This is a genomic window from Kitasatospora sp. NPDC004240 (assembly GCF_053603215.1).
Genome location: NZ_JBSGFD010000172.1, coordinates 1 through 18212, shown reverse-complemented (window position 1 = coordinate 18212; position 18212 = coordinate 1). Strand labels below are relative to the sequence as shown.

Here is an 18212-nt window from a genome sequence, read left to right as displayed (position 1 = left end):
CTCACCGGCCGCAACGGCGGAGCGGGCGCCTTCGTCGACAAGTACGTCCCCGTCCGCCCCGCCTACGCGATGTACGTCGCCGCGGCCAAACTCCGCGAGTTCGGCTGCAACGACGTCGCAGACCTCGTCGAGAAGAACGCCGACGAACTCGCCCAGCAGGTGGCGGTCGCCGGGCTCGGCAGCCTGAGCGGCTGGATGACGGGCCGGGGCAGGCTCGGAGCGGCCGCGGTGGCCGATCCGTTCGCCGCCCTGGAGCGGGAGACCGCCCTCCAGCGGGCGAGGCGGACCGGGACCGGGCCGAAGATGCTGATGAACATGGACGTGATCCGTTCCACGGCCGAGAAGTTCGGCATCGACTACACCGGGATCACCGTGGAACTCCGGAAGGGAACCGCCGGGATCGGCGGCTTCACCAAGCCGGACCAGACCGTGGTCCTCGCACGCGACGCGTTCCTGAACGAGGAGACGCTGGCCCGGACGCTGGTGCACGAGAAGTTCCACGTCGAGGACATCCGGAAGGGCCATCCCTATCCCAAGTCGGAGGAGGAGGCGTCCCCGTGGGAGGACCGTGCCTACGCGTACGAGAATGAATGGTGGGACAAGGTGGGGCAGCATGTCCGGTAGCGTCCACCCCGAAGTGAGGGAGCGATAGACGTCATGCGGTATCACCAGGCCTCGTGGGACGACTGGCTGAACGCCTATCAGGACGTTCTCGCCGCCGTTCCCGACGCCCCCGAGGTGGCCTGTCCCCGCTGTGGGAGTCCCACCCTGAGGCTCGTGTTCGTGGGGCCGGCCGGTTCCGGCGTGGGGTACGCGTCGCTGTGGTGCGAGACCTGCGTGGTCGGCATCTCGATCTCGCGGTGCCCGGTGCCGGACGGTGCGACGTTCATCCCCATCGACCGGCTGCGGGAACCCGGAATCGGGGCCCCGCCGAACTACACCCTGGTGCCGCCGGACTGAACCGTCCGCCCGGCATGACCTGACGAGGCCGGTTCCGGAGGGTTCGCCCCCGGGGCCGGCCTCGTGCTCGTCGCACGGAAACCGGGTGACCGATTGTCACCTCTGTGTGCTGTACTACGCGTTCACCGTTCACGCACGATCCCCCGATACGGAGCGAACCGTTCGATGAGTGCCACCTGCCCCCAGTGCGCCGCGCCGGACCAGTCGGTCGCCCTACCGCAGGTCCTGGAGGACGCCGTACAGCCGCTCGACAAGCCGACACGGGCCCTGCTGGCGCCGCCGCCCCGGCCGCAGGCGGCGAAGGGAGGGACGCCCGAGGGGGCGGTCGCGTTCTTCGCCGCCTCGGGCCTGAGCCTGCTGCTCGGCGTCGCGAAGCTGCTCAGCGGCGGCGAATCGCTCGAAAGGAACGGCGTCGCCTACCAGATGGGCTACCGCAGCGGCTGGTTCCTTCTGGCGGGCGTCCTGCTGCTGATCGGGCTGGCCGTGCGGTCGAACGCGAAGGACAAGGCGAAGGAGTCGGCGGAGGAACTGCCCGCGAAGGAGGCGCAGTGGGAGCTGCACCACCGGGTGTGGCAGGACGGGTGGCTCTGCCGGCGCTGCAGGGTCGCCTTCTTCCCCGAGGGCGCGATCCGCCCCGACTACCCCGCCTCGCCCGCGATACCCGTGGAGCAGTTCCCGGTGTGGGTCACGACCGCCGCCGAGCGTGCCTTCGGCACGGACGAGCCCGCCACTCCGGCCGACAAGGCCTGAGGTCAGGTCACCCGGTGTACAACGTGGGCGCCGGCCCGAACGCCCGCGCGGCGCTGCGGCCGGGCCGGTGCTCAGGGTGTCAGGAGCCGCTCCAGACGGGCGATCTCGGCGAGCGTGCGGCGCCCCAGTGAGCCGATGCCGTGCGCGGCGTCCTTGGCGAGCTGCGGGCGGACGCGGAGGACGTGTTCGGCGCCGCCCGCCTGGACGGTCATCGCGGTCAGGTCGTGCGTGATCACGTCGTGCAGCTCCCGGGCGATCCTGGCGCGCTCGGCGTCCCGGACCATCGCCGTCCGGGCGGACTCGGCGCGTTCGGCCAGGACGGCCAGGTGGTCCCGGCGTTCGCGGGCCCAGCGGCCCCACACCCAGCACAGGATGACGGGCAGCGAGTACAGGGCGGCGACCATCGCCCGTTCATCGGTGGAGAGCGGGAACAACTGCCCCCGGTCGAGGACGTCGCGCCAGACGGCGAGTGGTCCGGCCGCCAGTGCGCCGGCCAGCGCGGCCCTTGAGATCCGGGGCGAGCCGTGGGAGGCCGCCCAGCGGATCATGAGCAGGTGTCCGAGGTTCACCGGACCGGCTCCGAGGCCCAGCAGCAGCTGCCCGGCGCCCAGCGCCAGCGAGGCCGTCACGGTGGCGTTCGGGAACCGCCGGCGGAGCACCGTCAGCCCGGCGAGCGCCGCCGTGAGGCCGAGCAGGGCGAGGTGCGCGGGACCGTACGGGCGTGGCAGGCCGGCGATCGTCCAGCCGCCGAGGACGAGCAGGCCGATCGCCCACGCGTCGTCGCCGACGGTGGGATGACGAAGGAACCAGGCGTGGACTCGGTGCACGGCGGCAGCCTATGCAGCGGGCACCTGTCGCCGAGTCGGTCGCCGGAGTGATCCGCCCTCCTCCTGCGGTACGACGTGCCGGCGCCGGCCGGCCCCGCAAACCATTGGCGGGAGGCGGCGTCGGGGCGGGAGGATGCGCTCGTCCGTCCGTCACATCCCGTCCCGTCGAGGAGCAGCACCGTCATGAGCAGGTCCACCGTCCCCGAGCCCGCGTGGTGGTACGAGGACCCGCAGCGGTGGGAGCTGCTGGACTTCGAGGCGTCGCGCACCGCTGACGGCCTGCCGGTGGACATCCGCCGGGACGACCGGCGGGAGGTGCTGGAGGCGATCGCCCTGGCTCCCGAGGCCTGTCCCGGGGACTTCGCGCGCCACCTGCTGATCCAGGAGACCCACCACCACGGTCACGCCTGGGGTTTCGCCGAGGCGATGGAGATCGCCGCCCTGCTGGTCGCCCGGCAGCGGCGGGTCGAGGACGTGTGGCTGCTGTGGTCGGCGGTCTGCCGGAGCTTCGACACCTGGTTCGGCGTGCCGCACCGGCTGCTCCTCGCGGCCGGCGTCGCCCGTACCGCCGCGTACCTGGAGGCCTCGGACCACTCGCAGCGGGACAACCTCGCCGACCACCTGCGAAGCCTGGCCACCACGACCGATGCCGACGTGGAGCGGACGCTCGCCGACCGGCTGTGGTACTACCGGGAGTCGCTCATCGAGCTTGCCGCGGACTGACGCACCCGTGGGCGGGCTCAGCCGCCCTCGACGAGGCGCCGGGCCTCGGCGAGGACGTCGGCGTCGATCTCGGCCTCCGTTCGGTCGGTGTAGCCGAGGATGCCGTAGTCGTCGGCGAGCGCGGCGAGCGGTTCGGCCAGGTCGAGGCCGTGGCCGAAGCGCCGGTGGATGCGGTCGGCGAGGTCACGGGGGCTCAGCTCGCCGGTCAGCAGGCGGCGGGCGAGGGTACGGGCGACGGCCTCCCGGCCGGTCTCACCGCCCGGCGGGTGGTAGGTCAGGCCCAGCTCGCCGAGCGCCTCGGGGAGCAGGACGGGCACGTCGTACGGGGCCTCGTCGCGGCTGCACGCGGCGAGGCGGCGCAGGCCGGGGGTGTCGAGTCCGGCGACGAGCGCGTCGCAGGCGGCGCCGACGATGCCGGGGCCGTCGAGTTCCCCGATGCTCCAGAGGACGGCACGGTTCTGCAGGTCGTCGGCTGCCGTGGTGCTGTTCATGCGTCCATGATCGGGTCGAGGGGCGGTCCCGGTCGAAGGGTTTCCCGCCGGGCCCCCGGGGGCCTGCCGGGAGCGGGCCGGGTGGGTGACCGGGGGCGTGCCGGGTGGGTGGTTCGGCCGGGGCCGGGCGCGCCGTGCGTAGCCTGACCCGGGCGCCGGGGCCTGCCCGGTGCCGTTCCGGGGTGCGCTGGACAGGGGTGCGCGTGGATCCGTCGTCGGCGGTGGCAGGGAGCGGGGGGCGGTCGGCGCGGCAGAGGTTCCGCGCCTGGCTGCTGGAGGGGCTGGCCGACCGGGCCAAGCAGCATCCGGGGCCGCACGCGCAGGCGCCGGTGGAGCACGAGGGCCGGCCGTGGTGGCGGGTGATGTGCCTGACCGGCCTGGACTACTTCTCCACCCTCGGCTACCAGCCGGGCATCGCCGCTCTGGCGGCCGGGGCGCTGTCGCCGGTGGCGACGATCGTCCTGGTGATCGTGACCCTGTTCGGGGCGCTGCCGGTGTACCGGCGGGTGGCGCACGAGAGCCCGCACGGCGAGGGGTCGATCGCCATGCTGGAGCGGCTGCTGTCGTTCTGGCAGGGCAAGCTGTTCGTGCTGGCGTTGCTGGGCTTCGCGGTGACCGACTTCATGATCACCATCACGCTCTCGGCCGCCGACGCCACCGCTCACCTGGTGGAGAACCCGCACCTGACCAGCGCGCTGCACGGCGAGAACGTGCTGATCACCCTGGTGCTGATCGCGCTGCTCGGCGGGGTCTTCCTCAAGGGCTTCAGCGAGGCGATCGGGCTCGCGGTCGTGCTGGTCGCCGTCTACCTGTCGCTGAACGTGGTCGTCGTGGTCGTCGGCCTCGTCCAGGTCTTCGAGGACCCGGCGCTGTTCGGCGACTGGACCGACGCGCTGACCGCCGAGCACGGCAACGTCCTCGCCATGATCGGCGTGGCGCTGGTGGTCTTCCCCAAGCTGGCACTCGGTCTCTCCGGCTTCGAGACCGGCGTGGCCGTGATGCCGCACATCCAGGGCGACCCGGACGACACTGAGGAGGAACCGACCGGGCGGATCCGCGGCGCCCGCAAGCTGCTCACCACCGCGGCGCTGATCATGAGCGTGTTCCTGATCACCACCAGCTTCATCACCACCCTGCTGATCCCGAAGGCGGCCTTCGAGCCCGGCGGCGAGGCCAACGGCCGCGCGCTCGCCTACCTCGCCCACGAGTACCTGGGCAGCGCCTTCGGCACCGTCTACGACGTGTCGACCATCCTGATCCTCTGGTTCGCCGGCGCCTCGGCGATGGCCGGGCTGCTCAACCTGCTGCCCCGCTACCTGCCGCGCTACGGCATGGCGCCGCACTGGGCGCGGGCGGTGCGGCCGATGGTGATCGTGCTGACGCTGATCGCCTTCCTGGTGACCTGGATCTTCGACGCCAGCGTGGACGCCCAGGGCGGCGCGTACGCCACCGGTGTGCTGGTGCTGATCACCTCGGCGGCGATCGCCGTGACCATCGCCGCCCGCAAGGCCCTCGAACACGGCTGGACCGTCCGCTTCGCCGTGATCGCCGCCGTCTTCGTCTACACCACCGCGGTGAACATCGCCGAGCGGCCGGACGGCGTCAAGATCGGCGCCTGCTTCATCGCGGCCATCGTGCTGGTGTCGTTCCTCTCCCGGGCCAAGCGGGCGTTCGAGCTGCGGGTGACCGACGTCGTCCTGGACGACGCGGCCGAGCGCTTCGTCCGCGACTACACCCACCGGCCGATCCGGCTGGTCGCCAACGAGCCGGACAGCCGCGACCTGGCGGAGTACCAGGACAAGAAGCGGGAGATCCGCGCCCACCACGACATCCCGGCCGACACCGACCTGGTCTTCGTGGAGGTGACGATCAAGGATCCGTCGGAGTTCGAGGCGGTGCTGAGCGTGCGGGGCGAGGTGATGCACGACCGCTACCGGGTGCTCTCGCTGGAGAGCTCCAGCGTCCCCAACGCGCTCGCCGCCCTGCTGCTGACGGTCCGGGACCGTACGGGCCAGCTGCCGCACATCTACTTCGAGTGGACCGAGGGCAACCCGTTCAACCACATCCTGCGCTTCTTCCTCTTCGGCCAGGGCGAGGTGGCCCCGGTCACCCGCGAGGTGCTGCGCGAGGCGGAGCCGGACCGCTCGCAGCGCCCGCGCGTCCACGTCGGCTGACCGGTGACGGGCGGCCGAGGTCCCGGCCGCCCCCACTGCCCGCCGTTCGTCACACCGGTGCGCCGACGGTGGGGGAGGAGGCCGAGGAGGCGCGGATCACCGAGTCGTCGGGGAGGTCGCGCAGCCGGCGGAGGGGTGAGAGCCACAGGACGGCGGCGGTGAGCGGGAGGGCCGCGGTGGTCAGCCACATGGCGGCCCCGACCCCGAGCAGCGACGCGGCCGCGCCGCCGGCGAGGGCGCCGAGCGGGATGGTGCCGTAGTTCAGGAAGGCGCCGCTCGCGCTGATCCGGCCGAGCAGTTCCAGGGGCACGTGGCGCTGCTGGAAGGTGGCGCGGATGACGTTCCCGGCGACGATGCCCACCGCCACCGCGAACCCGCCGACGACGTAGCAGGCCACCCCGGCACCCGGGCCGGTCAGCGGGATGAGCAGGACCAGCAGCGGCACCCAGAACAGGAAGAACAGCATGGCCCGCGCGGTGCCGAGGGCGGCTCCCACCCGGCGGGCGATCAGCGCGCCGACCACGCCGCCGGAGCCGGCGAGACCGACGACCAGGCCGATCTCCCCCTCGGAGAGCCGGGCCCGCTCGATCAGGAAGACCACCTGGATCGACTGGTAGGCGGTCAGGGCCATGTTGGCCAGGGCGCCGTGGAGGACGAAGGTGCGCAGCCACACGTCGCCGGTGATCAGGCGCAGGCCCTCGGCGACGTCCTGCCGCAGCCGGCGGTGGGGCGGGCGGCCGGTATCGGTGCTGGTGTCGCCGCGGGGCAGGGGCTCGCGGGTGCGGATGGAGGCCGTGGAGGCGAGCGCGACGAGGGACGCGACGGTGTTGACGAAGAGGCTGTTGACCGGGCCGAAGGCCTGGGCGACGGCGCCGCCGGCCCCGTGGCCGACGATCTGGGCGGCGGAGGCGCTGCCGTGCAGGGCCGCGTTGCCCTCGGCGCGGTCGGGTTCGGCGACCACGGTCGGCAGGTAGGCGGTGTAGGCGGTCTGGAAGAAGACCTCCGCGGTGCCGGCCGCCGCGGCGACCGCGAGCAACTGGCCGAAGGTGAGCAGGCCGGCCCCGGCGGCCGCGGGGACGGTGAGGTGGACGACGAGCGAGACCGCGGTGGAGACCAGCATGACGGTCCGCCGGCGCATCCGGTCGACCCAGGCGCCCGCCGGCAGTCCGATCACCAGCCAGGGCAGCCACTTGGCGGCGACCAGCAGGGTGACCTGGAAGGCCGTGGCGTGCAGGGCGGCGACGGCGATGAGGGGTAACGACAGGGTGGTCAGCGCCGCTCCGAACTTGCCGGCGACCTCGCCGGTGAAGAGCAGCCGGAAGTCCCGGTGGCGGCGGAGCAGTCCGCCGGATGCGGTGCGGTTCACTCGGCGCTCCGGTGGTCGGCGCGGGCCTCGGTACGGGTGCGGCGGGGGAAGGACTGCAGCTGGACGACGATCGGCATCGCCCCCGGGTCGGGCTCGGCGTCCGGGGCGGGGGTGTACTTCTCGACCACCGCGGCCAGTTCGGCGTTGAGCGCCCGGAGCTGGTCGGGCGTCAGGCGCAGCCGGCTCCAGTCGGAGATGTTGCCGGAGTTGCGCCAGTCGTCCGGCCAGTCCTCGGTGACGTACTCGGTGACCCGGTCGAAGTACTGCTTGACCACCTCGTGCATGTACAGCGAGAGCGCGGCGTGGCTCGCCGGGTCTTCGCGGAAGTCGGCGGTGTCGAGCCGGTTGGAGACCTCGACGCGCCGCCACCACCGTTCGCGCTTGGTGCCGCGTCCGGTCTCCTCCTCGATGAACCCGTGGTCGGCGAGGTGGCGCAGGTGCCAGCTGACGGTGCCGGTGTTCTCGCCCAGGCGCTCCGCGAGCAGGGTGGCGGTCGCCGGGCCGTCGAGGTTCAGCAGCTCGAAGATCCGCATCCGCAGGGGGTGGGCCAGCCCGCGCAGACTGCGGGCGTCGAGCCGTCGCTGCGGCCGCCCGGACGGAGCGGTGGGCGGCTCGGACTTCGGCTCGGACTGTTCCGGGTGCTCGGTGGTCATACCGGAAGCATAGGATGCAGATAGTTCTCTGCATAGCTTTCTCTGCAGAGAACTCTCTGTAATGTTGGCCGGCGCTGCCCGGCCTCCCGGCGCGGACTACGGGCTACGGGCGGCGGGTGGCGACGATGGCGGAGGTGGCCGGGGTGGTGAGGATCTCGGTGGCGTGGAGGGCGGGGTGGGTGAGGTAGTGGAGGCGCAGCTCGTCCACCTCGCCGCCGAAGCGGGGCGGCCAGTGCGGGGACGGCGTGAAATCGTCCAGGACGAGCAGGCCGCCGGGGGCGAGCAGGTCGACCACCCGGTCCGGGGCGTCGCGCTTGCCGCCGCCGTCGCAGAAGAACACGTCGAACGGGGCGTGCCGTTCGAGCAGTCGCCAGTCGCCGGTGAGGACGCTGACCCGGTCGTCGTCCGCGAACAGCTCGGCCACCCGGCGGGCCGGCTCCTCCTCGCGCTCCACGGTGACCAGCCGGGCGGCGTCGCGCAGTCCGCTGTGCAGCCACGCCGTCCCGACGCCCGCCCCGGTGCCGCTCTCGGCGATGGTGCCGCCGGGCTTGGACGCGACGGCCAGGGCGAGCAGCCGGCCCACCGCGGGGATGCAGCTCCCCCGGAACCCCAGCTCGGCGGCGAGTCGTTCCGCGGCCACCACGCCCGGCGGGACGGCGCGTTCGGTGCGGTCCATGTCCTCCCCCTCGTCCGTCCCGTTCGGGCGGAGCGATCGACGCTACCCGCTGCCGGGCGGCCCGCCGGGCAGTGCGTACCGAACCGGACATCCCGGAATCCCGGCGTCCGGCCCTCCGTGCGGTGTCGGCGATGGCACCATGTGGCATCACATGGCATCACGTGGCATCGCGTGGTGCCATCGAGTGCCACGGGGGACTGCGGAATGTGCGTGGTGCCGCCGTGGCGCAGGTTGGCTCCGCCATGTTTTGCCAGGTCAGGGCGGGTGTGCCTGGCTTGGTGCCAAGCGTGGCGCGGCCTGCCCTTGCATATGGCGCCATAGTGATGCCATGATGGCGTCATGGACCTCACCCCGTATGTCGAGAACCTCCGACGCGAACTCGCGGTGGCCGCCGAGGCCGGCGGGGAGGAGGCCCGGCGGCTGGCCGAACGGCTCACCGCTCCGCTGGAGTCGGCGACCCGGCTGACCATGCTCAACGTGCTCTCCGCCGCGATGGACGAGATCACCCGCGAGCTGGCGCCGGGCTCGGTCGACGTACGGCTGCGCGGGCTGGACCCCGACTTCGTGGTGACCCCGCCGTCCGTCGCCGTCGCGATGCCCGCGGAGGCGGCCGCCCGGTCCGTGGAGCCGCTCAAGGCGCAGGCGCCCGTCGAGGGCGACGAGGGCGGCACCGCCCGCGTCAATCTGCGGCTGCCGGCCCAGCTCAAGGCGCGCGCCGAGGAGGCGGCGAGCCGTGAGGGCCTGTCGGTCAACGCATGGCTGGTCCGGGCCGTGTCGGCCGCGGTCGACGGAGGCCCCGAGCCGCGCGCCACGGGGAAGACCCGGAGTACCGGACAGAGCATCACGGGCTGGGTGCGCTAGCCGCACCCACGCCCCCGGCGCGATCCGAATGCGTCACCCGCACCCGTACCACGTCACTTCACGCACCGCGTCCCACCAGCGGGGACGCCATCGAGACCCACGAGGACGGTACAGCCATGCCTTCTTACGACACCCCCGGACCGATCTCCGTCGCCGCCAACGTGGAGGCCGGCTCCATCCGCTTCGGCGCGGAGAAGCGCCTCGACACCCTCGTCGAGGTGCGGCCCCGCGACCCGAAGAAGGACCTGGACGTGCGGACCGCCGAGCAGACCGAGGTCACGTACACGGGCGGCATCCTGGCCGTCCGGACGCCCAAGCCCAACCTGTTCGGCCGCACCGGCAGCGTCGACGTCGCGATCGAGCTGCCCGAGGGCTCGCGCGTCGACCTGACCGGCAAGTGGACGCAGGTCCTCGGGGAGGGGCGGCTCGGCGAGGCCCGGGTGAAGGTTTCGTCCGGTGACGTGCGCCTCGACACGACCGGCCCGCTGAACCTGACCGCCTCCCACGGCTCGATCACCGTCGACCGGGTCGACGGCGCGGCCGAGATCACCACCAGCTCCGGCAGCGTGCGCGTCGGCACCGTCGACGGCACCGCCGTCCTGAAGAACTCGCACGGCACCACCAGCGTCGGCGCCGTGACCGGTGAACTGCGGGTGAGCGGTTCCAACGGCGACATCGACATCGCGCGCGCCGGGGGCTCGGTCATCGCCACCACCGCCCACGGCACCCTGCGGGTCCGCGAAGTGGCGCGTGGCACCGTCCAGTTGGAGACCGCCTACGGAGCCATCGAGGTCGGCATCCGGCAGGGTACGGCCGCCTGGCTCGACGTCAGCTCGGGCTCCGGGCAGGTCCGCAACATGCTCACCGCCTCCGGGGCCCCGGAGGAGACCGAGGAGACCGTCGAGGTCCGCGCCCGCACCCGGTACGGCAACATCGACGTCCTCCGCGCCAAGGCCTGACCCGCCGCAACACCGCCCCGCCTCCGCCCCCGGCCCCGCCGCCCCAGCTCCGCCGCTTCAGCCCCGTCACCCCAGCCCCCGAACGGGAGGGCCACATGCCTTCATCTGTCATGCCCACGCCCAGGCGGGCGGACGGTCCGCAGCCGCCCGCCGCGATCTCCGCCCTCGGACTGCGCAAGTCGTACGGCGACAAGACCGTGCTCGACGGGATCGACCTGCTCATCCTGGCCGGCTCCGTGTTCGCGCTGCTCGGCCCCAACGGGGCCGGCAAGACCACCACCGTGCAGATCCTCTCCACCCTGATCACCGCCGACGCCGGACAGGTCCAGGTCGCGGGCCACGACCTCGCCACCTCCCCGCGCGGGGTGCGCGCCGCGATCGGCGTCACCGGGCAGTTCTCCGCCGTCGACGGGCTGATCACCGGCGAGGAGAACATGCTCCTCATGGCGGACCTGCACCACCTGCCCCGGCGCGAGGGGCGCCGCGTCGCCGCCGAACTGCTGGAGCGCTTCGACCTCGTCCAGGCCGCCAGGAAGCCCGCCCAGAGCTACTCCGGGGGCATGAAGCGCCGCCTCGACATCGCCATGACCCTGGTCGGCGATCCGCGGATCATCTTCCTCGACGAGCCGACCACCGGCCTCGACCCGCGCTCCCGCCACACCATGTGGCGGATCATCCGCGAGCTCGTCGCCGACGGCGTCACCGTCTTCCTCACCACCCAGTACCTGGAGGAGGCCGACGAACTCGCCGACCGCATCGCCGTGCTGAACGACGGCCGGATCGTGGCCGAGGGGACGGCCGACGAACTGAAGCGGATGATCCCCGGCGGGCACGTCCGCCTCCGGTTCACCGACCCGGCGGCGTACCGCTCGGCCGCCGTCACCCTGCGCGAGGCCGCCCGGGACGGCGAGGCGCTGTCCCTGCAGATCCCCAGTGACGGCAGCCAGCGCGACCTGCGCGCCGTCCTCGACCGGCTCGACGCGGCCGGCATCGAGGCGGACGAGCTCACCGTGCACACCCCCGACCTCGACGACGTGTTCTTCGCCCTCACCGGCGGTGCCACCCCGCCGAACCAGCCCAAGGAGGCCGCCCGATGAGCTCCCCCGCCCTCGCCGTCCGCGACTCGTCCACGATGCTGCGCCGCAACCTGCTCCACGCGCGCCGCTACCCGTCACTCACCCTGAACCTGCTGCTGACGCCGATCGTCCTGCTGCTGCTGTTCGTCTACGTCTTCGGCGACGTGATGAGCGCGGGCATCGCCGGCGGCCACGCGGACCGCTCCGAGTACATCGCCTACCTCGTGCCCGGCCTGCTGCTGATGACCATCGGCAGCACCACCATCGGCACCGCGGTGTCCGTCTCCAACGACATGACCGAGGGCATCATGGCCCGCTTCCGCACGATGGACATCCACCGCGGCTCGGTGCTCATCGGGCACGTCATCGGCAGTGTGCTGCAGGCGATCGTCAGCGTCGTCCTCGTCGGCGCCGTCGGCGTGGCCATCGGCTTCCGCTCCACCGACGCCACCGTCCTGGAATGGCTCGCCGCGTTCGGCCTGCTCGCGCTGTTCGCCCTGGCGCTCACCTGGATCGCGGTCGGGATGGGAATGATCAGCCCGAGCGCCGAGGCGGCCAGCAACAACGCGCTGCCGCTGATCTTCCTGCCGCTCATCTCCAGCGCGTTCGTCCCGGTCGACGCGATGCCGGGCTGGTTCCAGCCGATCGCCGAGTACCAGCCCTTCACCCCGGCCATCGAGACCCTGCGCGGACTGCTCCTCGGCACCGGCATCGGCCACAACTGGTGGATCGGCCTCGCCTGGTCCCTCGCCCTGGCGGTACTCGGCTACCGCTGGTCCAAGGCCGTGTACGACCGCGACCCGAAGTGACCGCAGCCCCGACCGAGCCGGCCCGGTACGCCCCCAGGCGTACCGGGCCGGCTCATCGCATGACCGGCCGGTCGGCGGCCGAGTACTCGCCCGCGAGGGCCTGGTAGCCGCCGGTCCGGGCCCCGGCCTCCGGCCTATGCGGGATGCGCGGGGCCGCGCCTGTCCTCGACGTGGACGACCTGGGGGTCGGTGCCGTCCTGGTGGCGGTTGGAGCGTCCGAGCAGGCCGATCGCGAGGTCATCGTCGCCGCCGGGCTCGCCGGGCGCGACATAGGTGGGCACGTCGTGGTGGTGGCCGGTGACCACCCGTCCCCCGGCGTCCCGGAGGTGGATCACTCCGAAGTCGGCCGCCGGGGAACCGGCGTGGACGGGACCGCTGGAACGGCCCGGTTCGGGGTGCCGCCGGAACCCCTCGCCGGTGGTCCGGTGGGGGACGGGCGGGCCTTGTGGGGCGCGGCTCTGACGGGGTGTCGGGTGTGGGCCGGGGAGGTGAATTCGCCGCTTCTCGCGAGGGGGGATCGGTTAGGATCGGGAATCGGGTCGAGAGGCGCTGCGACGGGGCCCTCCCCGCCACGCTCGGCTCGAATCCATTCGACCAAGGGCGCCTCCGGTGATTACTACGGAGGTGGTCGACATGAATGATTCCCGTACCGGACGTGACTCCGAGCAGGCGCTGCGGCGGCTGATGGGCGAGCGGATCGTGGTCCTCGACGGTGCCTGGGGCACCCTGCTGCAGGGCATGAAGCTCGGGCCGGCCGACTATCGGGGTGACGTGATCGACGGGTCGCACCCGTTCGACGTCACGGGCGACCCGGACCTGCTCAACCTGACCCGCCCGGACGTGGTCCTGGACGTGCACCGGCGCTACCTGGCGGCGGGCGCGGACATCATCACCACCAACACCTTCACCGCGACCGGCGTGGGCCAGGCCGACTACGGCCTGGAACACCTGGTCCCCGAGATGAACCTGCGCGGCGCGCACCTCGCCCGCCAGGCCGCCGACGAGGCCGGTGGCCGGTTCGTGGCGGGCTCGGTCGGCCCGCTGAACGTCACCCTCTCGCTCTCCCCGAAGGTGGACGACCCGGCGTACCGGGCGGTGACCTTCGAGCAGGTCAAGGCCGCGTACGCGGAGCAGATGGCGGCGCTGGCGGAGGGCGGCGTCGACCTGCTGCAGATCGAGACCGTCTTCGACACCCTGAACGCCAAGGCGGCGATCGCCGCCGCCCGGGAGGTCGCGCCGCAGTTGCCGCTCTGGCTGTCGGTGACCATCGTCGACCTGAGCGGCCGCACCCTGTCGGGTCAGACGGTGGAGGCGTTCTGGCGCTCCGTGGAGCGGGCCGAGCCGCTGATCGTCGGCGTGAACTGCGCGCTGGGGGCCGCCGAGGTGCGCCCGTACGTGGCCGAGCTGTCCCGGCTGGCGGGCACCCATGTGGCCTGCCACCCGAACGCCGGTCTGCCGAACGCCTTCGGCGGCTACGACCAGACGGCGGAGGAGACCGGCCGGCTGCTCGGGGAGTTCGCCGGGGCGGGCCTGGTGAACGTGGTGGGCGGCTGCTGCGGCACCTCCCCGGCGCACATCGAGCGGATCGCCGAGGCCGTCCGCGGGGTCGCCCCGCGTGCCCTCGCCGAGCCGGCCGCGGCGACCCGGTTCAGCGGGCTGGAGCCGTTCGAGATCGGGCCGGACACCGGTTTCGTGATGATCGGCGAGCGGACCAACGTCACCGGTTCGGCGAAGTTCCGCCGGCTGATCGAGGCGGAGGACTTCCAGGCCGCGGTGGACGTGGCGCTGGAGCAGGTCCGGGGCGGGGCCAACCTGCTGGACGTCAACATGGACGCCGACCTGCTCGACAGCGAGCGGGCGATGACCACCTTCCTCAACCTGATCGCGACCGAGCCGGAGGTGGCCCGGATCCCGATCATGATCGACAGCTCCCGGTGGAGCGTGATCGAGGCGGGCATGGCCTGTGTGCAGGGCAAGGGCGTGGTCAACTCGATCAGCCTGAAGGAGGGCGAGGAGCCGTTCCTCGCCCAGGCCCGGCGGATCCGCGACTTCGGCCTCGGCGTGGTGGTGATGGCCTTCGACGAGCGGGGCCAGGCCGACACCGCCGGGCGCAAGGTGGAGATCTGCGCCCGGGCGTACGACCTGCTGGTCGGGCGGGCCGGGTTCGCGCCCGAGGACATCGTCTTCGACCCGAACGTGCTCGCCGTCGCCACCGGCATCGCCGAGCACAACGGGTACGGCAAGGCGTTCATCGAGGCCCTGCCACTGATCAAGGAGCGCTGCCCGGGCGCGCGCACCAGCGGCGGCATCTCCAACCTGTCGTTCTCCTTCAGGGGCAACGACGTGGTGCGCGAGGCGATGCACTCGGCGTTCCTGTTCCACGCGGTGCGGGCCGGGCTGGACATGGGCATCGTCAACGCCGGACAGCTCGCGGTCTACCAGGACATCCCGGCCGAGCTGCTGGAGCTGGTCGAGGACGTGCTGTTCGACCGCCGTCCGGACGCCACCGACCGGCTGGTGTCCTACGCCTCCACCGTCACCGGCGGTGGCAGCGTCCGGCGCACGGCCGATCTCTCCTGGCGGGAGGGCAGTGTCCGGGAACGGCTCTCGCACGCGCTGGTGCACGGCCTGGTGGACTTCGTGGAGGAGGACACCGAGGAGGCCCGGCAGCTGTTCGGCCGGCCGCTCGACGTGATCGAGGGGCCGCTGATGGACGGCATGAAGATCGTCGGCGACCTGTTCGGCTCGGGGAAGATGTTCCTGCCGCAGGTGGTCAAGAGCGCCCGGGTGATGAAGCGCTCGGTCGCCTACCTGGAGCCCTTCATGGAGCAGGAGAAGGGTTCGGGGCGCGGCCAGGGCAAGGTGGTGCTGGCCACCGTCAAGGGCGACGTCCACGACATCGGCAAGAACATCGTCGGCGTGGTGCTCGGCTGCAACAACTACGAGGTGATCGACCTCGGCGTGATGGTGCCGGCCGCGCGGATCCTGGACACCGCGGTCGCCGAGGGCGCCGACGCGATCGGCCTCTCCGGCCTGATCACGCCCTCGCTGGACGAGATGGTGTCGGTCGCCGAGGAGATGAGCCGGCGCGGTCTGGAGCTGCCGCTGCTGATCGGCGGCGCGACCACCTCCCGCCAGCACACGGCGGTGCGGATCGCGCCCGCCTACGAGGGCTCGACCGTGCACGTGCTGGACGCCTCCCGGGTGGTCGGCGTGGTCTCCGAGCTGCTCGACCCCGGCCGCGCGGCGGGGCTGGACGCCGCCAACCGGGCCGAGCAGGAGCGGCTGCGCGAGCAGCACGGCGCCCGGCAGCGGGTCGCCTCGCTCACCCTCGCCGAGGCCCGCGCCAACCGGGAGCGGGTGGACTTCACCGACCTGCCGGTGCCGGCCTTCACCGGCGCCCGGGCGGTCGAGCCCGGACTCGGCGAGCTGCGGGAGCTGATCGACTGGCAGTTCCTCTTCCTCGCCTGGGACCTCAAGGGCAAGTACCCGGCGATCCTGGAGCGGCCGGAGGCCCGCGAGCTGTTCGACGACGCCACCACCATGCTGGACAAGATCATCGCGGACGGCGACCTGCGGGCCCGGGGCGTGTACGGCTTCTGGCCCGCCCACGCCGAGGGCGACGACCTGGTGGTCGACGGGGTGCGGCTGCCGATGCTGCGGCAGCAGACCGTCAAGCCGGGGGGCCGGGCCAACCGCTGCCTGGCCGACTACGTGGCACCGGCCGGTGACCACCTCGGGGGCTTCGCGGTGGCCGTCCACGGCGCCGAGGAGCTCTCCGCCCGGTACGAGGCCGAGCGCGACGACTACCGGGCGATCATGGTCAAGGCCCTGGCCGACCGGCTCGCCGAGGCCTTCGCCGAGTACGTCCACCTGAAGGCCCGCCGGGAGTGGTTCGAGCCGGACGCCGACCCGCTGGTCGAGGACCTGCACGCCGAGCGCTTCCGCGGCATCCGCCCGGCCCTCGGCTACCCGGCCAGCCCCGACCACTCCGAGAAGCGCGAACTGTTCGAGCTGCTCGGCGCCGACGCCCAGGAGATCGGGCTCACCGAGTCGTACGCGATGACGCCCGCCGCCAGCGTCAGCGGCCTGATCTTCGCCCACCCGGCCTCGCGCTACTTCACGGTCGGCCGGATCGGCCGCGACCAGCTGGAGGACTACGCCCGCCGGCGCGGCTGCGACCTCGCCGAGGCGGAGCGCTGGCTGCGGCCCAACCTGGGCTGACGGCGCGGCGGCGCGCCACAGCGGGAGAGTACGACGGCCGGGCCCCGGGCACCCCGGGGCCCGGCCGTCGTGCGGGCACGGCCGTCCATGTGCGGGACCGCCGGGAACCGGGCCGCGGCCCCCGTGCGTGGATCCGGTCGCGGCCGTCGGCCCGGTGACGGTCGGTCACGCCCCCCGGCGCGCGAGTCCACCGGCTCCCACCTGGGAGAACGCGACCCCCGTGGTCGATCGGGCGCGGGGCGCGTGGCAGGCTGTGCGCGGCCCCGGGCGAGGCGGACGGGCGGGGCGGACAGGCGGGCGGAGGAGGCACGGGTCGGTGGAGGTGCGGGTCGGCGTACTGGGGCCGATGACGGCGGAGGTCGACGGGCGGCAGGTGTCGCTGGGCGGCCTGCGGCAGCGTGCCGTCCTCGCCGTCCTGGTCACGGCCCGGGGCCGGATGGTCTCGGCCGACGCCCTGATCGACCACGCCTGGGAGTCGGCGCAGACCCCCTCGCCCGCCACCCTGCACTCCTACGTCGCCCATCTGCGCAAGGCCCTGGAGCCCGGCCGCCCGGCCCGCCGGCCCGCCCGGATCGTCGTCCGCGAGGGCACCGGGTACGCGCTGCGGCTGCCCGACGGGGCTGTGGACGCCGAGCGCTTCACCGCCCTGGTCGCCCAGGGGCAGCAGCGGCTGCGCGGCGGGGACGCGGTCGGCGCGGCGGGCGACCTGCGCGAGGCGCTCGCGCTGTGGCGCGGACCGGCCTACGCGGACTTCACCGACACCGACTTCGCCGGGCCCGAGTGCGCCCGGCTGAACGGCCTGCACCTGGCCGCGTACGAGGAGCTGTTCACCGCCGAACTCGCCCTGGGCCGCCACTCGGCGGTGGTCGGCGACCTGGAGAAGCACACCGCGGTGCACCCGCTGAGCGAGCGCGGCTGGGAGCTGCTGGCGCTCGCGCGGTACCGCTGCGGCCGGCAGGCGGACGCCCTGGGCGCGCTGCGCTCCGCGCGCCGGACGCTCGCCGAGGAGCTCGGCATCGACCCGGGCCCGGCGCTGCGCGCGCTGGAGGCCGCCGTCCTGGCCCAGGACGCCGAGCTGGCGGCCCCGCCGGGCCCGGTCGTGGCCGTCGCCCCGGCCGCTCCCGCCCCGGTGGCCGAACCGGCCCCGCCGGCTGGGTTCCCCGCCGTCCGCGGCCCGCTGCTGGGCCGGGACGAGGACGTCGCCGCCGTACGGGAGCTGCTGCGCGGGCACCGCCTGGTCACCCTGACCGGCGTGTCCGGGACGGGCAAGACCCGGCTCGCCCTGGACGCCGCGCGCGGCCATCGGGCGGCCGACGGCCGGTGGCTGGTCGAACTGGCCGCCCTGCGCGATCCCGCCCTGCTGCCCGAGACGGTGGCCGCCGCCCTCGGCCTGCCCTCCGCCGGCGGCACGGACGCGCTGGCCGCCGTCCTGGGGGAGCGTGACGCCCTGCTCGTCCTGGACACCTGCGAGCACCTGCTGGACGGCGTCGCCGGGTTCGCCGCGAGGCTGCTCGCCGCCTGCCCCCGGCTGCGGATCCTGGCGACCAGCCAGGAGGCGATCGGCCTGCCGGACGAGTGGGTGCACGAGGTCGGCCCGCTGTCCGGCGGGCCGGACGGCGGCGCGGTGGCCCTCTTCCTGGACCGGGCCGCGCGGGCCGGCGGC

General features: G+C 73.3%; 17 protein-coding genes. 11 read left to right on the top strand and 6 right to left on the bottom strand.

The window, feature by feature from the left end:
- From ACWEQL_RS32950 to ACWEQL_RS32940, 3 genes are all read left to right on the top strand, one after another.
- Positions 1–624 (top strand): hypothetical protein (locus tag ACWEQL_RS32950; RefSeq protein WP_452154042.1); only part of this gene is annotated, 624 nt, incomplete at its 5' end.
- Positions 625–657: 33 nt separating this feature from the next.
- Positions 658–960 (top strand): hypothetical protein, encoded by a 303-nt coding sequence (locus ACWEQL_RS32945; RefSeq protein ID WP_452154041.1) that lies wholly within the window; start codon positions 658–660, stop codon positions 958–960.
- Between the two features lie 165 nt (positions 961–1125).
- The gene (locus ACWEQL_RS32940) at positions 1126–1710 is read left to right on the top strand and encodes a hypothetical protein (RefSeq protein WP_452154040.1); all 585 of its coding nucleotides are present in this window, start codon (positions 1126–1128) and stop codon (positions 1708–1710) included.
- Positions 1711–1781: 71 nt separating this feature from the next.
- Here ACWEQL_RS32940 and ACWEQL_RS32935 read toward each other — a convergent pair whose 3' ends face one another.
- Positions 1782–2537: a sensor histidine kinase gene (locus tag ACWEQL_RS32935; protein WP_452154039.1), complete on the bottom strand. Its 756-nt coding sequence runs from the start codon at positions 2535–2537 to the stop codon at positions 1782–1784.
- Positions 2538–2720: 183 nt separating this feature from the next.
- On the opposite strand from ACWEQL_RS32935, the gene ACWEQL_RS32930 reads away from it, so the two are divergent.
- Entirely contained in the window at positions 2721–3260 is a 540-nt protein-coding gene (locus ACWEQL_RS32930; protein ID WP_452154038.1) for a hypothetical protein, read from the top strand.
- 17 nt (positions 3261–3277) lie between these two features.
- On the opposite strand, the gene ACWEQL_RS32925 is transcribed toward ACWEQL_RS32930, so the two are convergent.
- Positions 3278–3751, bottom strand: a complete 474-nt coding sequence (locus ACWEQL_RS32925; RefSeq protein WP_452154037.1) for a hypothetical protein — start codon at positions 3749–3751, stop codon at positions 3278–3280.
- 221 nt (positions 3752–3972) lie between these two features.
- Between ACWEQL_RS32925 and ACWEQL_RS32920 the strand changes: the two genes are divergently transcribed.
- Positions 3973–5925 (top strand): amino acid transporter, encoded by a 1953-nt coding sequence (locus ACWEQL_RS32920; protein ID WP_452154036.1) that lies wholly within the window; start codon positions 3973–3975, stop codon positions 5923–5925.
- 49 nt (positions 5926–5974) lie between these two features.
- Here ACWEQL_RS32920 and ACWEQL_RS32915 read toward each other — a convergent pair whose 3' ends face one another.
- The 3 genes from ACWEQL_RS32915 to ACWEQL_RS32905 form a co-directional block, all read right to left on the bottom strand.
- Positions 5975–7291 (bottom strand): MFS transporter, encoded by a 1317-nt coding sequence (locus ACWEQL_RS32915; protein WP_452154035.1) that lies wholly within the window; start codon positions 7289–7291, stop codon positions 5975–5977.
- A complete protein-coding gene (locus ACWEQL_RS32910) occupies positions 7288–7824 on the bottom strand; it encodes a helix-turn-helix domain-containing protein (protein ID WP_452154043.1) in 537 nt (178 codons plus the stop codon). Before ACWEQL_RS32910 ends, ACWEQL_RS32915 begins: the two co-directional genes overlap by 4 nt.
- A gap of 223 nt (positions 7825–8047) precedes the next feature.
- Positions 8048–8620 (bottom strand): O-methyltransferase, encoded by a 573-nt coding sequence (locus ACWEQL_RS32905; protein ID WP_452154034.1) that lies wholly within the window; start codon positions 8618–8620, stop codon positions 8048–8050.
- A 339-nt stretch (positions 8621–8959) separates the two neighbouring features.
- Between ACWEQL_RS32905 and ACWEQL_RS32900 the strand changes: the two genes are divergently transcribed.
- The 4 genes from ACWEQL_RS32900 to ACWEQL_RS32885 all read left to right on the top strand — a co-directional run bounded on the left by ACWEQL_RS32900 (position 8960) and on the right by ACWEQL_RS32885 (position 12325).
- On the top strand, positions 8960–9481 hold the full coding sequence (locus ACWEQL_RS32900; RefSeq protein WP_452154033.1) for a toxin-antitoxin system HicB family antitoxin: 522 nt from the start codon (positions 8960–8962) through the stop codon (positions 9479–9481).
- A gap of 116 nt (positions 9482–9597) precedes the next feature.
- The gene (locus ACWEQL_RS32895; RefSeq protein ID WP_452154032.1) at positions 9598–10440 is read left to right on the top strand and encodes a DUF4097 family beta strand repeat-containing protein; all 843 of its coding nucleotides are present in this window, start codon (positions 9598–9600) and stop codon (positions 10438–10440) included.
- Between the two features lie 95 nt (positions 10441–10535).
- Positions 10536–11537 (top strand): ATP-binding cassette domain-containing protein, encoded by a 1002-nt coding sequence (locus ACWEQL_RS32890; protein WP_452154031.1) that lies wholly within the window; start codon positions 10536–10538, stop codon positions 11535–11537.
- Entirely contained in the window at positions 11534–12325 is a 792-nt protein-coding gene (locus ACWEQL_RS32885) for an ABC transporter permease (RefSeq protein ID WP_452154030.1), read from the top strand. The genes ACWEQL_RS32890 and ACWEQL_RS32885 overlap by 4 nt, the downstream gene beginning before the upstream one ends.
- Before the next feature lie 134 nt (positions 12326–12459).
- Here ACWEQL_RS32885 and ACWEQL_RS32880 read toward each other — a convergent pair whose 3' ends face one another.
- Complete coding sequence (locus ACWEQL_RS32880) at positions 12460–12606, bottom strand: hypothetical protein (protein ID WP_452154029.1); 147 nt, start codon at positions 12604–12606, stop codon at positions 12460–12462.
- Between the two features lie 352 nt (positions 12607–12958).
- On the opposite strand from ACWEQL_RS32880, the gene metH reads away from it, so the two are divergent.
- Together metH and ACWEQL_RS32870 are read left to right on the top strand one after the other, a co-directional pair.
- Positions 12959–16549 carry a methionine synthase gene (gene metH / locus ACWEQL_RS32875; protein ID WP_452154028.1) on the top strand — a complete coding sequence of 1197 codons (3591 nt, stop codon included), beginning with the start codon at positions 12959–12961 and terminating at the stop codon, positions 16547–16549.
- 316 nt (positions 16550–16865) lie between these two features.
- Positions 16866–18212, top strand: a 1347-nt coding sequence (locus ACWEQL_RS32870; protein ID WP_452154027.1) for an AfsR/SARP family transcriptional regulator, incomplete at its 3' end; no start/stop codon positions are given.

Coding starts and splice junctions, on each gene's coding strand:
- ACWEQL_RS32945 (WP_452154041.1), top strand. CDS start 658: ATGCGGTATCACCAGGCCTCGTGGGACGACTGGCTGAACGCCTATCAG.
- ACWEQL_RS32940 (WP_452154040.1), top strand. CDS start 1,126: ATGAGTGCCACCTGCCCCCAGTGCGCCGCGCCGGACCAGTCGGTCGCC.
- ACWEQL_RS32930 (WP_452154038.1), top strand. CDS start 2,721: ATGAGCAGGTCCACCGTCCCCGAGCCCGCGTGGTGGTACGAGGACCCG.
- ACWEQL_RS32925 (WP_452154037.1), bottom strand. CDS start 3,751: ATGAACAGCACCACGGCAGCCGACGACCTGCAGAACCGTGCCGTCCTC.
- ACWEQL_RS32910 (WP_452154043.1), bottom strand. CDS start 7,824: ATGCGGATCTTCGAGCTGCTGAACCTCGACGGCCCGGCGACCGCCACC.
- ACWEQL_RS32905 (WP_452154034.1), bottom strand. CDS start 8,620: ATGGACCGCACCGAACGCGCCGTCCCGCCGGGCGTGGTGGCCGCGGAA.
- ACWEQL_RS32900 (WP_452154033.1), top strand. CDS start 8,960: ATGGACCTCACCCCGTATGTCGAGAACCTCCGACGCGAACTCGCGGTG.
- ACWEQL_RS32895 (WP_452154032.1), top strand. CDS start 9,598: ATGCCTTCTTACGACACCCCCGGACCGATCTCCGTCGCCGCCAACGTG.
- ACWEQL_RS32890 (WP_452154031.1), top strand. CDS start 10,536: ATGCCTTCATCTGTCATGCCCACGCCCAGGCGGGCGGACGGTCCGCAG.
- ACWEQL_RS32885 (WP_452154030.1), top strand. CDS start 11,534: ATGAGCTCCCCCGCCCTCGCCGTCCGCGACTCGTCCACGATGCTGCGC.
- metH (WP_452154028.1), top strand. CDS start 12,959: ATGAATGATTCCCGTACCGGACGTGACTCCGAGCAGGCGCTGCGGCGG.